The following is a 14,605-nucleotide window of genomic DNA, read 5'->3' on the forward strand; positions in this document are numbered from 1 at the left end:
CCCGCAACCGGACCCACCCCGCCATCCCACGGATTGCCCGCTTTTGACGTTGACGTTGACGTTGATTCAGCGGGTGCAGGGCTGCAAGCCCTGCCGATAAACCCCCTCCTGCGACCGTTCGTCGCACGGGCAACCCTGGACCCGCCTCTACACTAGCGGGGTGACCCGCCTGTCCCGCCCGCAGCGCCTCCTGCTGCAGCTCGCCGTCCTGGCGACGCTGCTGATGGTGCTTGCGCCACTGGTCAGCCGCGCGCTGCAGGCGCCGCCGATGGACCACGCGGCGATGGCAGGCATGGACCACGCGCACATGCACCACGACGCTGCCGCAGTGGGTCAGAGCCCTCTGCACGGGCAACGGAGTCCGACCCCACCGGCCGATCCCCATGCCATGCATGGCGAAGCCTGCGAATACTGCGTGCTGGCCATGCGCCTGCTGCCGTGGCTGGCTGTACTGGTGGTGCTGTTGCCACTGCTGTGGCGGCCGCGGCTGGTATTCCCGTGGTCGCAGCAGGTACTGCCGGCACTGCGCTGGCCGGCACACGCCGCGCGTGGGCCACCGCGCGCCTCCATCGTCCGCTGATTTTCCTGTCGAATCTGCCGCACGACGCCTGACCGGGCGCCGTGCGCGCGTGCGTACCTTGGAGCTGTTCCGATGAAAATGACTTCCCGCCCCGCAGGCGCCTGCGTGCGCCTGCCGGTTGCCCTTGGCCTGGCCGCAGCTGCAACGCTGGCCCATGCCGCGCCCGCCGAAGAGGCGCGCACTCTCGATACGCTGGTGGTCACCGCCGCCGCGCCTTCGTCGCCACTGCACTGGGTGACCGATCCACGCCTGCCGCGGCAGCCGGTCCCGGCCAGTGACGGCGCCGATTACCTGAAGACCGTTCCTGGCTTCTCCGCCATCCGCAACGGCGGCACCAACGGTGACCCGGTGCTGCGCGGCATGTTGGGTTCGCGCCTGAACATCCTCAGCAATGACGGCAACCTGATCGGTGCCTGCCCCTCGCGCATGGACAACCCGCTGTCCTACATCGCACCGGAGAGCTTCGACCGCCTGACCATCATCAAGGGCCCGCAGAGCGTGCGCTGGGGGGCAGGTGCCTCGGCCGGCACCGTGCGCTTCGAACGCGATACACCGCGCTTCGAGGAACCGGGCCTGCGTGCCGATGCCAGTACGCTGGTCGGTTCGCGCAACCGCAACGACCAGGTGCTGGACCTGACCCTGGGCAACCCGACCGGCTATGTGCGCGCCAGCGGCAACCGTTCCGAAGCCGATGACTACAAGGACGGCAACGGCGATGTGGTGCCGTCGAAGTGGCGCAAGTGGAACGGTGACGTGGCGATCGGCTGGACGCCGGATGCCGACACGCTGCTGGAAATTTCTGCCGGTGCCGGCGATGCGATCGCACGCTACGCGGGGCGCGGCATGGACGGTGCCGCGTTCGAACGCACCAGCTACGCCGCGCGCTTCGAGAAGCGCAATCTGCCGGGTGCGTGGGACACAGTGCAGGCCAACGTGTACTACAACGAGGCCGACCACGTGATGGACAACTACACGCTGCGAACGCCGAATTCGCACAGCATGATGCCGATGCCGATGGCATCGAACGTGGACCGACGCACCCAGGGCGGCCGGGTCAGTTCCGAGTGGCGCTGGCAGGACGTGCAACTGGTGGCGGGTGTGGATGGCGAGGACAGCCGCCATCGTGGGCGAATGGGCATGGGCCGGGGCACCTATAGCCAGGCGGCGTGGCAGACCGATGCCAGCTTCCGCCGCTATGGCGTTTTCACCGAGTTGACCCTCGGGGCCGGCACCGATCAGCGCTGGATCAGCGGCCTGCGCATCGATCGTGCCAGCGTGCGTGATGAGCGGCAGTCGATCCGTGGAATGATGGGCAGCCGGCCCAACCCAACGGCCGAGCAAAAGCGCAAGGCGTGGCTCGGCAGTGGCTTCCTGCGCTACGAGCAGGACCTGGCCGACGGCCTGACCTGGTACGCCGGCCTCGGCCACAGTGAACGCATGCCCGACTACTGGGAGCTGTTCTCGCCCGACCACGGACCGGCCGGTGCAGTGAACGCGTTTGCCGGCATCCAGCCCGAGCGCACCACGCAGCTCGACGTGGGCCTGCAGTACAAGGGACCGCGCGTGCAGGCCTGGGTCTCGGCCTATGCCGGGCAGATCCAGGACTACATCCTGTTCACCTACCACGGCAGCGGCATGATGGGCATGAGCCAGGCCAGCAACGTCGAGGCGCGCATTGCCGGTGCCGAGGCCGGGTTGGAAGTGAGCCTGACCGAGCAGTGGAAGCTGGGCGGCACGCTGGCCTATGCCTGGGGAGAGAACCGCGACCAGCAGCGTCCGTTGCCGCAGATGCCGCCGTTGGAAGCACGCCTGAGCGCGAACTGGGAGGGCCAGCGCTGGAGTGCCGGCGCATTGCTGCGCGCGGTGACCCATCAGCATCGTGTCGCAGATGGACAGGGCAACGTGGTCGCGCAGGACCTCGGGCCGAGCGCCGGGTTTGCCACCTTCGCGCTCAATGCCGCGTACCGTTTCAGTTCGCAGTTGCAGCTCAGCGCCGGCGTCGACAACCTGTTCGACCGCGCCTACAGCGAGCACCTGAACCTGGCCGGCAGCGCCGACTTCGGCTTCCCGGCCGACCCGGTGCGGATCAACGAGCCGGGGCGTAGCGTGTGGATGAAGTTGAACTACCGGTATTGATCCGCCGGGCATAAAAAAACGGGGCCGGATCCCCGCCAGGATCCGTCCCCGCCCGACGCCCTCGGTCGGGCAGGTTCGACTCTACGATGACGGCCGCGGTGGTGCACCACTGGATACACCCCGACACACGCCGACACTGCCCATGGCAGCCTTGCACGGAACGGGTTCAAGGCGCTATCGCAGCCTAGGTTCCACGCCGGTAAACGCTTGGCACATACCGCTTTTATGGGCACTTGCCTACACTCGGCGGCCGTGGATCAATCAGGACCGTTCATGTTGGCTCGTATCGCTTCGACCCTGGCCCTTGGCCTCAGCCTGGCCGTGCTGGCCGGGTGCGCAGGCAAACAGGAGGCCGCCGCACGTCGGCAGGGCGAAGCGGTGCCGGTCACCGCGCAGGTCGTGCAGCCCACGCAGTGGAACGACACCCTGCAGGCACTGGGCACGGCCAAGGCGCGCGAGTCGATCAGCGTCACTGCCAAAGTCAGCGAGATCGTCGAGAAAGTGCACTTCGAGAGTGGCCAGCACATTGCCGCCGGTGCGCCGATCGTGACGCTGCGCGGGCAGGCCCAGGAAGCCGCACTGGTGCAGGCGCAGGCCACCTTCCATGAAGCTGATCAGCTGTACAAGCGCCAGCGCGAACTGGCCGCCCAGCGGCTGGTGTCCAGCGCCACGCTGGATACGCAGAAGTCGATCCGCGACGCCGCCGAGGCGCGCGTGATGCAGATGCAGGCAGACATTGGCGACCGCCGCGTGCGTGCGCCCTTTGCCGGTGTGCTTGGCATCCGCCAGGTCAGTCCGGGATCGCTGCTGACCCCGACCACGGTCATCGCCACGCTCGACGACATCGAGCACATGCATGTCGATTTCCAGGTGCCGGAAGTGGAGCTGGCTGCGCTGGGCGTTGGTGACAAGGTCAGTGCCACCAGCGTGGCCTGGCCGGGTCGCACCTTCGAGGGCGTGGTCAGCACCATCGATGCGCGCATCGATCCGGCCACCCGTGCGGTGACCGTGCGCGCCGATTTCGCCAATGGCGACCACGCATTGCGCCCGGGCATGCTGCTGGACGTGCGCCTGTTCCGCCCCGAGCGCCCGGCGCTGGTGGTCCCGGAAATCGCCGTGGTACAGGTCGGCCGCGATACCTTCGTGTACCGCATCAAGGCCGACGACAGCGTCGAGCGGGTGGACGTGGTCACCGGCGCGCGCCGTGCCGGCGTGGTCGAGATCCGGCAGGGCCTGGAAGCAGGCCAGCGCATCGTGGTCGATGGCACCGGCAAGCTGCGCCCGGGCCTGAAGGTCGCTGCGAAGGACGCCGCACCGGCCTCTGGCGCCAAACCGGCTGACGCGCCGGCGCCGGTCGCGACCGAGGGCCGCGGCGGATGAAGCTGTCCGACATCTCCATCCAGCGGCCGGTGTTCGCCGTGGTGATGAGCCTGTTGCTGCTGGTGCTGGGCGTGATGTCCTTCACCCGCCTGACCCTGCGCGAACTGCCCGCCATCGACCCTCCGATCGTTTCGGTGTCGGTGGACTACACCGGCGCGTCGGCGGCGGTCATCGAAAGCCGCATCACCCAGGTGCTGGAAGATGCGCTGGCCGGCATCGAAGGCATCGATACGATCAACGCGCGCAGCACCAACGGCCGCTCGCAGGTCAGCATCGAGTTCACCTCCAACCGTGATATCGAAGCGGCGGCCAACGACGTGCGCGATGCGGTCAGCCGCGTCGCCGACCGCATGCCGGAAGAGGCGCGGCCACCAGAGATTGCCAAGGTCGAGAGCGATGCCGACCCGATCATCTGGTTCAACATGGTGTCCTCGACCATGGACACGCTGGAGTTGAGCGACTACGCCGACCGCTACGTGGTCGATCGTTTCTCCAGCCTCGATGGCGTGGCCCAGGTCCGCATCGGCGGCCGCCAGCGCTATGCGATGCGGATCTGGCTGGACCGTGACCAGCTGGCCGCGCGCGGGCTGACCACCGGCGACGTGGAAACCGCACTGCGCAACGAGAACGTGGAGCTGCCGGCCGGCCGCATCGAGTCGACCGACCGCGATTTCACCCTGCGCGTGGAACGCAACTACATCAAGCCCGAGGATTTCGCGACCATCCCGCTGGGCAAGGGCCGCGACGGCTACGTGGTGCGCATGGGCGACGTGGCGAAGATCGAGCTGGCCTCGGCCGAACGCCGCGCGTACTACCGCAGCAACGGCGAGCCCGGCATCGGCCTGGGCATCGTCAAGACCTCCACCGCCAACTCGCTGGACGTGGCACGCACTGCGCGCGCTGAGGCCGAGCGGGTGGCGCTGACCCTGCCCAAGGGCACGCAGATCTTCGTCGCCTTCGACAACACCACCTTCATCGAAGCTGCAGTGGACCGCGTCTACGCCACCCTGGTGGAAGCGATGATCCTGGTGCTGGCGGTGATCTGGCTGTTCCTCGGCAGCTTCCGCGCCGCGTTGATTCCGGCGGTGACGGTGCCGGTCTGCCTGGTGGCGGCGTTCATCGCGCTGTATGCGTTCGACTTCTCGATCAACCTGCTGACCCTGCTGGCGCTGGTGCTGTGCATCGGCCTGGTGGTGGACGATGCGATCGTGGTGGTGGAAAACGTGCAGCGCCGCATCGACCTGGGCGAACCACCGCTGGTGGCCTCCAAGCGCGGCACCGCGCAGGTCGCCTTCGCGGTGATCGCCACCACTGCCGTGCTGGTGGCGGTGTTCCTGCCGGTCGGCTTCCTGGAGGGCAACACCGGGCGACTGTTCCGCGAACTGGCCGTGGCGCTGGCCGCTGCCGTGGCGTTGTCCGCGTTCGTTGCGCTCACACTGACGCCGATGATGGCTTCCAAGCTGCTCAAGCCGCATACCGGGCAGGCCCCGCGAGGCCTGCACGGCTTCATCAACCGCAACCTGGAACGCCTTGCGGGTGCCTATGGGCGAGTGCTCGATCACCATGTCGACCGCACCTGGATCTACCTGCTGGTGATGGTGGCTGCGCTGGCCGCCAGCTGGGGCCTGCTCAAGCTGCTGCCCTCGGAACTGGCGCCAGCCGAAGACCGTGGTTCGTTCCAGATCATGATCGACGGCCCGGAAGGCGCCGGCTACGACTACACCGTGCAGCAGGTGCAGCAGGTGGAAGCGCTGCTGGCACCGCATGTCGGCCCGGACAAGCCGATCGTGCGTGCCAACCCCCGCGTGCCGGGCGGCTGGGGCGCCAGCGAGGAAATGCATACCGGCCGCGTCAGCATCTTCCTGCAGCCGTGGCGCCAGCGCAGCGAGGGTACGCCCGAAGTCGCCAACGAACTGCAGAAGGAACTGGATACCATCCGCGGCGTGCGCGTACGCACGCAGGTGGGTGGTGGCCTGGTGCGCAGCGGCGGCCAACCGTTCCAGATCGTGCTGGGCGGCCCGGAATATGCCGAGATCGCGCAGTGGCGCGACCGCATCCTGCTGCGCATGGCCGACAATCCCGGCCTGGTCGGCCCCGATTCCGATTACAAGGAAACCCGGCCGCAGATGCGGGTGAACATTGACCGCCAGCGTGCGGCCGATCTCGGCGTGCCGGTCACCGCGATCGGTTCGGCGCTGGAAACCATGATGGGCTCGCGTCGCGTCACCACCTTCGTCGACAACGGCGAGGAGTACGACGTGCTGGTGCAGGCCGGTCGCGATGGTCGTGCCAGCCCGGCCGACCTGGCCGCGATCCGCGTGCGCGCCAACTCCGGCGAGTTGGTGCCGCTGTCCAACCTGGTCACGCTGAGTGAAGTGGCCGAGGCCGGCACCCTGAACCGCTTCAACCGACTGCGCTCGATCACCATCAGTGCCGGCCTGGCGCCGGGTTATCCGCTGGGCGAGGCCATTGCGTGGGCACAGAACGTAGCCCAGGAAGAGCTGCCGCAGTACGCGCAGGTGAACTGGAAGGGCGAATCACGCGAGTACCAGAGCGCCGGCGGTGCGGTGCTGCTGACCTTCGCGATGGCGCTGCTGGTGGTGTACCTGGTGCTGGCGGCGCAGTTCGAGAGCTTCATCCATCCGCTCACCATCATGCTGACCGTGCCGCTGGGCGTACTCGGCGCGCTGGTCGGGTTGTGGGTGAGTGGCGGTACCGTGAACTTGTTCAGCCAGATCGGCATCGTGATGCTGGTCGGCCTTGCCGCGAAGAACGGCATCCTCATCGTCGAATTCGCCAACCAGCTGCGCGACGATGGGCGCAGCGTGCGCGAGGCGATCATCGAGTCGGCGATGGTGCGCCTGCGCCCGATCCTGATGACCTCGATCGCCACCGTGGTCGGCGCGATCCCGCTGGTGGTCGCCGGTGGTCCTGGTTCGGCCAGCCGTGGCACGATCGGCATCGTGATCATCTTCGGTGTGACCCTCTCGACCTTCCTGTCGCTGTTCGTGGTGCCGGCGTTCTACGCGCGGCTGGCGCCGTACACCCGTTCGCCGGAAGCGGTGAAGCGCGAGCTGGAGAAGCAGGAAGCGGAATCGCCGTCGGTGGGCGGGCATGCCTGACCGGTACGCCGGCGGGGTCGGATCCCTTTCCCAAAGGGAAAGGGCTCTGACCCCAGACCTGCAAGGCGACGGCTTCCAGCTGCGCCCCTGGCGCTCGGATGACCTGGACTCCCTGCTGCGCCACGCCAACGATGCCGAGGTATCGCGCGGCCTGCGCGACCGCTTTCCTTACCCGTACACGCGCGGGGATGGCGAGGCTTTCCTCGCCGGCCGCGTGCTGGCTCCCGGCACCCTGAACCTGGCCATCGAGATCGACGGCCAGGCCTGCGGCAGCGTCGGTGCCCAACAGGGCCTGGCCGAGCGTGGGCATACCGCCGAGCTGGGTTACTGGCTGGGCCGGGCCTATTGGGGGCAGGGCCTGATGACCCGCGTGGTCGGCCTGTTTGCCCCGTGGGTGATGGATGAGCTGCGCCTGTTCAGGCTGCAGGCCACCGTGGTCGACTTCAACCTCGGCTCGGCCCGGGTGCTGGAGAAGAACGGCTTCCAGGAAGAGGGCGTGGAGCGCTGTGCGGTCTACAAGCGCGGCGTGCTGCACGACCTGCGCCGTTTCGCCCGGGTGCGCACGCAGCTGCCGTGAGCCCTCGGGGTCAGATCCCTTTTCGCCAGAAAAGGGCTCTGACCCCAACCCGCCATAAGGGCGAACCGGGGTCGGAGCCCTCGCGCGGCGCGAAAGGGATCCGACCCCTTGTCTTCTGGCGCTACCGCAGCGGCCTGCGATCAGGGAGAATCGACCGGTCCCCTCCAGCCGACGGGACGTCCTTACAACCCGCCGACTGGAGAGAGCGCGCGTGGAAGCAACCGTACACTTCATCAACAGCATCATCTGGAGCAAGGCACTGATCTTCGTGTGCCTGGGCGCCGGCCTGTTCTTCAGCCTGCGCACCCGCTTCATGCAGATCCGTGGCTTCTTCGAGATGTGCCGCCTCACCGTCAGGGGGGAGAAATCCGACGCCGGTGTGTCCTCGTTCCAGGCGCTGGCCATGTCGATGGCCGGCCGCATGGGCATCGGCAACATCGCCGGTGTGGCCACCGCCATCGCATTCGGCGGTCCCGGTGCGATCTTCTGGATGTGGGTGATGGGCTTCCTCGGCGCGTCCACCTCGTACGTGGAATGCACCCTGGCGCAGATCTACAAGACCAAGGATGCCGAAGGCCGCTACCGCGGTGGCCCGGCGTACTACATCGAAAAGGCCATGGGCCTGAAGTGGTATGCGCTGGCCTTCGCCATCGCCACGATCATCGCCGCAGGCTTCCTGATGCCGGGCGTGCAGGCCAATGCCATCGCCGACAGCATCATCAACGCCTGCCGTGGCACCGCGCTGTGCGGTCCGCTCGATGGCCAGGCCTTCGGCATGGAATCGGTGCAGGCGCTGAAGCTGGGGATCGGCATCGTGGTGGCGCTGCTGCTGGGCGTGGTGATCTTCGGTGGCGTCAAGCGCATCGCCAACTTCGCCGAGGTGGTGGTGCCGTTCATGGCCGCCGGTTTCATCCTGATGGCCATCATCATCATGATCATCAACTACGACCGCGTGCCGGAAATGTTCGGCATCATCTTCAAGAGCGCCTTCGGCACGCATGCCGCGTTCGGCGCGATGATGGGCCTGGCCGTGGAGTGGGGCATCAAGCGCGGCATCTACGCCAACGAAGCCGGCCAGGGCTCGGGCCCGCACGCGGCGGCCGCCTCGGAAGTCTCGCATCCGGCCAAGCAGGGCTATGTGCAGGCCTTCGCGATCTACTTCGACACCATGATGGTGTGCACCGCCACCGCGTTCCTGATCCTGGCCAGCGGTACCTACAACGTGTACTCGCCGGTGGAGGGCGCCGCGCCGATCTTCCAGGGCCTGGCCGGCATTCCGGAAGGCGCCGGTTACGCCCAGGCCGGCGTGGAAGCGGTGCTGCCGGGCTGGGGTTCGGCGTTCGTATCGGTGGCCATCTTCTTCTTCGCCTTCACCACCATCATGGCGTACTACTACATGGCCGAGACCAACCTCAGCTATGTCAACCACAACAGGAAGCGGCCGCTGACCGTGCTGCTGCTGCGCCTGGGCATCATCGGCATGGTGGTGTTCGGCGCGTTCCACAATGCCACCCTGGCCTGGGCGCTGGGCGACATTGGCGTCGGCCTGATGGCCTGGCTGAACATCATCGCCATCCTCATCATCCAGAAGCCGGCGATGCTGGCCCTGCGTGACTACGAACGACAGAAGAAGCTGGGCCTGGATCCGGTGTTCGACCCTGATGCCCTGGGCATCAAGAACGCCGATTTCTGGCGCCAGCGCAAGCAGGAGAGTGTGTAAGTGAACAACCCTTGGAACAACCGCCGCCCGTCCGCCCGTCCGCCGCGCGCAACGCCGTTGCCGCGCCCGGAGGTGCCGGCCACGGGCGGTGGTGGGCGCGGTGGCAGCGATGAGCTGCGTCTGTACGGCCTGAATGCCGTGCTGGCTGCGTTCGAAGCGCGGCCGCAGGCGCTGCGCAAGCTGTACCTGCTGGAAGCACGCATCCCGCGCCTGCAGCCGCTGTTGAAGTGGTGCGTTGCCAACCGCGTGGGCTACCGCGTGGTCGAGGATGGCGATCTGAACAAGCTCGCCGGCACCACCCATCACGAAGGCGTAGTGGCTGACATGCTGCGCACACCGGCACTGCCGCTGGCGCAGTGGCTGCAGCAGGTCGGTGATGGCCCGGCGCTGGCGCTGTGGCTGGATGGTGTGGGCAACCCGCACAACCTCGGCGCGATCCTGCGCTCGGCCGCGCACTTCGGTGCCAAGGCGCTGCTGTTGCCGGCCGGCAGCACGCTGGCCCTGTCCGGCGCCGCCGCGCGCGTTGCCGAAGGCGGTGCCGAAGCGGTGCCGCTGGTGCAGCTGCCGGAGACCGATCAGGCAATGGCGCAATTGCGCGCAGCCGGTTTCGGCCTGGCCGCGACCCTGGTCGAGGGCGGTGATGACGTGTTCCGCAGCTCGCTGCCGGCCCGCCTGGTGTATGTGATGGGTGCCGAAGGCGAGGGCATGGACCGCAGCCTGGCGGGGGCGTGTGACCTGCAGGTCTCGATTCCCGGCAGCGGCGCGGTGGAGAGCCTGAACGTAGCCTCGGCCACGGCGGTACTGCTGGCGCAATGGGCCAGCCGTCGCGGCTGATCCGACCCCAGCGGCTCGCCATGTTCGGGGTCGGATCCCTTGCCGCAGGCGAGGGCTCTGACCCCTTCCGGGGCCGGCAATTGCGTCAAGCACGCATGACGTTTTGAAAGTTTCCTTATTGGTCAGCCGCTTCTGGCGACGCAGGGTGGAATTCCATCCCATGCTGTCCAGGAGTGGCTGTCATGCATCATCCTCGCCGTACCCTCGTCGCATTGCTGGTGCTGGCCAACGTCCTTGCCAGTGCCCACGCAGCGGCTGACGAACGCAGTCTTGACGGTGTCAACTTCACCGGCCCGTTGATCACCCCCAACCCGGCCGGACTGCCGCAGGGCAACTGGTACATCGAGCCCTATCTGGTGCGGGTCGACAGTCGCGATCACTACGACGATGGCGGCCATCGCCGCCGCAGTGGGCAGCACAGCGGTGCATGGGCCACGGTGGTGCCGATCATCTACGGCTTCAGCGACCGGGTGATGGGCCAGGTCAATCTCAGTGCATCGCGTGCCGAACAGGGCAGCGCACGCAGCAGCGGTTTCCGTGCTGGCGATACCACCGCGCGCCTGCAGTACCTGCTGCAGGCGCCCAACGCCGATGGCACGCGCCCGGCCATCTCGGTCGCGCTGGTGCAGCGCTTCAGCACCGGCAGCCACGACCGCATCACCGGCAATCCCCTCGATGCGCAGGGCGACGGCGTGCAGCGCACCACCGCCGCGTTGGGCATGCAGCAGGTGATGTGGCTGGGCAACGAGCGTCCGCTGCGCTGGCGTGCCCAGCTCAGCGCCGGGCCGGCGCCGTCGCGCACGGCGATTTCCGGGGCCAGCGTCTACGGCACCGATGACAGCTTCCAGGGGCACATCTCCCGCGGCTCGGTGCTGGGCCTGTCGGTGGGTGCCGAGTACAGCTTCAACTCGCGCTGGGTAGGTGTGATGGAAGTAGCCGCCAGCCGTGAGACCGGACAGCGCCTGAGTGGATTCGCGCGCAACGCCAGCGGTGCCTTCGAGCGTATCGACGAACATCGCCCGGCCAGCCGCAGCGTCACCCTGGCGCCGGCCGTGGAGTACCACTTCAGCCCGGCGCTGGGCCTGATCGCCGGCGTGGAGTTCAGCGTGGCGGGCCGCAACACCAGTCGTATCGTCAGCCCCCAGGTTGCCCTGGGCATGTTCTTCTGAGGAGCCGCCGATGAACATCGAATCGATCGTCAACACGATTCTGGGCGTCGTCTGGAGCCCCTACCTGGTGGTGCTGTGCCTGCTCACCGGCCTGTACTTCAGCGTGCGCACACGCTTCATCCAGCTGCGTGCGTTGCCGGACATGCTGCGCCTGATGTTCCGCCATGAGCGCTCCGATGCCGGCGTGTCGCCGTTCCAGGCGTTGTCCCTTTCGCTGTCAAGCCGCGTGGGCGTCGGCAACATCGCCGGCGTCGCCATGGCCATCGCCTTCGGCGGCCCCGGCGCGATCTTCTGGATGTGGATCGTTGCCTTCCTCGGCGCATCCAGTGCCTTCATCGAATCCACGCTCGCGCAGATCTACAAGGACCGCGACGGCAAGGGGCAGTACCGGGGCGGCCCGGCGTACTACATCGAAAATGGCCTCGGCCAACGCTGGTATGCCGTGCTGTTCGCACTGGTGGCGGTGCTGGCGGGCGCGATGCTGGCCGGCACCCAGTCCAATGCGATCACCAGCGCAGTGAACGAAGCCTGGGGCGTGCCGACGATGACCACCACCGCGGTTCTGCTGGTGGTGCTGGGTGTCATCCTCATTGGCGGTGTGCGGCGCATCGCGCGCGTGGCCGAATGGATGGTGCCGCTGATGGCGGTGGCCTATCTGCTGGTCGCGGCGCTGGTGATGGTGCTCAACGCGGACAAGGTGCCGGAGGTGATCATGCTGGTGCTGCGCAGTGCATTCGGCGTGGATGCGGCGTTCGGCGCAATGATCGGTACTGCCATCCAGTGGGGCGTACGCCGTGGCGTGCTGTCCAACGAGGCCGGCATGGGCAGTGGCGCGCACCCGGCCGCCGCCGCGGAGGTTTCGCATCCGGTCAAGCAGGGCCTGGTGCAGTCGTTCTCGGTCTACATCGACACGATGGTGGTGTGCAGTGCGACCGCCTTCCTGATCCTGTCCACCGGCCTGTACAACGTCTACAACCCGGCGGTGAACGGCATTCCGGATGAGGCGCGCCTGCTGCTGGGCAATCTGCCGGGCGTCGAGGCCGGGCCACGCTTCGTGCAGCATGCGGTGGAATCCGCGCTGCCGGGCTTCGGCCGTTCGTTCGTAGCGCTGGCGATCCTGCCGTTCGCGTTCACCACCATCCTGGCGCTGTACTACATGGCCGAGACCAATGTCAGCTATCTGTGCCGCGATCGGCCGACGCCGTGGGTGATGGGCAGTTTCCAGCTGCTGTTCCTGGCGGCGACCGGGTACTCGGCGGTGAACAGTGCAACGGTGGCTTGGTCGCTCGGCGACATCGGCGTCGGCCTGATGAGCTGGTTGAACATCATCGCCATCCTGCTGCTGCAAGGGCCTGCCCTGGTCGCACTGCGCGATTACGAAGCGCAGAAGCGCAAGCAGCGTGATCCGCTGTTCAGGCCGCAGGCGATCGGGGTAAGTAACACCCGGGTCTGGGAGAGCTAATACGATCAGGGGTCAGAGCCCTCGCCAAGGGCGAGGGCTCTGACCCCCTGTGTCACCGCATCATTCGTTCGGCGGCGTGGTCGCCTTGGCCTCGCTGCCGAAGCTGCCATCCGCTTCCGCCGCCAGGTAGGCGAACACGGTGTACGCGGCCACGTTCTGCGCCAGTGCCTTCGGGTCGATCTTGTCCAACGTGTCGTCGGCGGTGTGGTGCAGGTGGAAGTAGTCCGAGCCATCCTGCGCCAGCCACGCCCACGCACCGCCCTTGGCGGCCAGTGGGCCGACGTCCGGGCCCGGGCCACCCTTGTCGGCCTGGTACTCGATGCCCAGCGGCTTCATCACTTCGGCAATCTGCTTCGTCGCTTCACGCGAGCCGTCCGGATTCGGCGAACCGGTATTGAAGGCGTAGATGCGGCCTGCGCCGAAATCGCTCTCGGCGGCCAGCTGGTGCAGGGCCACGTCCTTCGCGTGCGCTTCGGCATAGGCCTTGCCGCCATACAGCCCCTGTTCCTCATTGGCGAAGGCGATCACGCGGATGGTGCGCTTCGGTGCCTGCCTGAGCTGGCCGATCAGGTGGCCGGCGGCCATGGTGATGCCCACGCCCGCGCCGTCATCCACCGCGCCAGTGCCCAGGTCCCACGAATCCAGGTGACCGCCGATCACCACCACTTCCTTCGGCAGGCTGCGGCCGGTGATCTCGCCGATCACATTGTAGGAGGTGGCGGTGCCATCCCAACCGCAATCCAATGCCATCTTCACCGTGGTGCTGCCACGCGCCAGCAGGCGGGCCAGCTGGTCGGCATCGGGCACCGACAGCGCGGCCGACGGCACTGGGGCCAGGCCCTCATCGAAACGGGTGATGCCGGTATGCGGCACGCGGTGCGAGTCGGTACCGGCCGAGCGCATGAGGAAACCGACCGCGCCCTTGCGGATCGCTTCGGACGGCCCCTTGCTGCGGATCGCACCGCCGCGGCCGTAATCGCGGCCATCGCGGAACGGCAGCATCTGGTAATCGACGAAGGCGATCTTGCCCTTCAGCGAACCCGCTGGTGCGGCCTGCAGCGCGGCCAGGTCGGCGAAGCGCACCACCTCGGCTTCCACGGTGCCGCCTGGGCTGCCGCCCAGCGCAGTGATCTGCAGCGGCTGCGGGTTCCTGCCGGTCACGGCGGCGTGTTCACTGCGCCGCTCCCACTTCGGGAAGGTCACCGGCTCCTTCCACACCTTGTCGAAACCGAGGGCCTTGAACTTGGCTTCGGCCCAGGCCACGGCGCGGGCGTCGGCTTCGCTGCCGGCGATGCGCGGACCGATCTCGGTGGTGAGCGACTCGACCACCTTCCAGCCGGTGTCATCGGCCAGCGCCTGGTCGCGCAGCTGTGCGGCGGTGGCCAGCGACGCCGGGGGCAGGGTAGTGGTGTGCGGCGCCGCGAAGGCCGGGGCGGCCAGCAGGGCGAGGGAGAATGCGATGGCAAGGACGCGGCGACGCATGGACAACTCCGGGAAGGGACCTAAGCCTTGGAGCTTAACAGTCGTTCAGCCCGGCGCATGGGCGGGAGGTCATGGCTGGCGCGAACGCTGTTTTCCGCCATGACCGGCAAAGCGAAAGCCCCGCCAGGGCGGGGCTTTCGCCT

The 14,605-nt window shown here is 67.5% G+C and carries 10 protein-coding genes; 9 read left to right on the plus strand and 1 reads right to left on the minus strand.

Annotated features, from left to right (window positions below; translation table 11 throughout):
• The first annotated feature begins 160 nt into the window (after nucleotides 1–160).
• From HMPREF3114_RS11620 to HMPREF3114_RS11660, 9 genes are all read left to right on the plus strand, one after another.
• Complete coding sequence (locus tag HMPREF3114_RS11620) at nucleotides 161–580, plus strand: DUF2946 family protein (RefSeq protein ID WP_053500558.1); 420 nt, start codon at nucleotides 161–163, stop codon at nucleotides 578–580.
• A 72-nt stretch (nucleotides 581–652) separates the two neighbouring features.
• Nucleotides 653–2,716 carry a TonB-dependent copper receptor gene (locus tag HMPREF3114_RS11625; RefSeq protein ID WP_053500560.1) on the plus strand — a complete coding sequence of 688 codons (2,064 nt, stop codon included), beginning with the start codon at nucleotides 653–655 and terminating at the stop codon, nucleotides 2,714–2,716.
• 273 nt (nucleotides 2,717–2,989) lie between these two features.
• A complete protein-coding gene (locus HMPREF3114_RS11630; protein WP_053500562.1) occupies nucleotides 2,990–4,096 on the plus strand; it encodes an efflux RND transporter periplasmic adaptor subunit in 1,107 nt (368 codons plus the stop codon).
• Nucleotides 4,093–7,218: an efflux RND transporter permease subunit gene (locus HMPREF3114_RS11635; RefSeq protein WP_005418827.1), complete on the plus strand. Its 3,126-nt coding sequence runs from the start codon at nucleotides 4,093–4,095 to the stop codon at nucleotides 7,216–7,218. Before HMPREF3114_RS11630 ends, HMPREF3114_RS11635 begins: the two co-directional genes overlap by 4 nt.
• Complete coding sequence (locus HMPREF3114_RS11640) at nucleotides 7,211–7,795, plus strand: GNAT family N-acetyltransferase (RefSeq protein WP_053500564.1); 585 nt, start codon at nucleotides 7,211–7,213, stop codon at nucleotides 7,793–7,795. Before HMPREF3114_RS11635 ends, HMPREF3114_RS11640 begins: the two co-directional genes overlap by 8 nt.
• Nucleotides 7,796–8,006: 211 nt before the next feature.
• The gene (locus HMPREF3114_RS11645; RefSeq protein ID WP_049438457.1) at nucleotides 8,007–9,515 is read left to right on the plus strand and encodes an alanine/glycine:cation symporter family protein; all 1,509 of its coding nucleotides are present in this window, start codon (nucleotides 8,007–8,009) and stop codon (nucleotides 9,513–9,515) included.
• The gene (locus tag HMPREF3114_RS11650; RefSeq protein WP_053500566.1) at nucleotides 9,516–10,349 is read left to right on the plus strand and encodes a TrmH family RNA methyltransferase; all 834 of its coding nucleotides are present in this window, start codon (nucleotides 9,516–9,518) and stop codon (nucleotides 10,347–10,349) included. It begins immediately after the preceding gene.
• A 182-nt stretch (nucleotides 10,350–10,531) separates the two neighbouring features.
• The gene (locus HMPREF3114_RS11655; protein ID WP_053500568.1) at nucleotides 10,532–11,518 is read left to right on the plus strand and encodes a transporter family protein; all 987 of its coding nucleotides are present in this window, start codon (nucleotides 10,532–10,534) and stop codon (nucleotides 11,516–11,518) included.
• Between the two features lie 10 nt (nucleotides 11,519–11,528).
• Nucleotides 11,529–12,980, plus strand: a complete 1,452-nt coding sequence (locus HMPREF3114_RS11660) for an alanine/glycine:cation symporter family protein (RefSeq protein ID WP_053500571.1) — start codon at nucleotides 11,529–11,531, stop codon at nucleotides 12,978–12,980.
• Between the two features lie 60 nt (nucleotides 12,981–13,040).
• Here HMPREF3114_RS11660 and HMPREF3114_RS11665 read toward each other — a convergent pair whose 3' ends face one another.
• A complete protein-coding gene (locus tag HMPREF3114_RS11665) occupies nucleotides 13,041–14,462 on the minus strand; it encodes a M28 family peptidase (protein WP_053500573.1) in 1,422 nt (473 codons plus the stop codon).
• Between the last annotated feature and the right edge of the window lie 143 nt (nucleotides 14,463–14,605).

Source organism: Stenotrophomonas sp. HMSC10F07, from assembly GCF_001807895.1.
GTDB lineage: Bacteria > Pseudomonadota > Gammaproteobacteria > Xanthomonadales > Xanthomonadaceae > Stenotrophomonas > Stenotrophomonas sepilia.

Coding starts and splice junctions, on each gene's coding strand:
- HMPREF3114_RS11635 (WP_005418827.1), top strand. CDS start 4,093: ATGAAGCTGTCCGACATCTCCATCCAGCGGCCGGTGTTCGCCGTGGTG.
- HMPREF3114_RS11665 (WP_053500573.1), bottom strand. CDS start 14,462: ATGCGTCGCCGCGTCCTTGCCATCGCATTCTCCCTCGCCCTGCTGGCC.
- HMPREF3114_RS11630 (WP_053500562.1), top strand. CDS start 2,990: ATGTTGGCTCGTATCGCTTCGACCCTGGCCCTTGGCCTCAGCCTGGCC.
- HMPREF3114_RS11640 (WP_053500564.1), top strand. CDS start 7,211: ATGCCTGACCGGTACGCCGGCGGGGTCGGATCCCTTTCCCAAAGGGAA.
- HMPREF3114_RS11660 (WP_053500571.1), top strand. CDS start 11,529: ATGAACATCGAATCGATCGTCAACACGATTCTGGGCGTCGTCTGGAGC.
- HMPREF3114_RS11655 (WP_053500568.1), top strand. CDS start 10,532: ATGCATCATCCTCGCCGTACCCTCGTCGCATTGCTGGTGCTGGCCAAC.
- HMPREF3114_RS11625 (WP_053500560.1), top strand. CDS start 653: ATGAAAATGACTTCCCGCCCCGCAGGCGCCTGCGTGCGCCTGCCGGTT.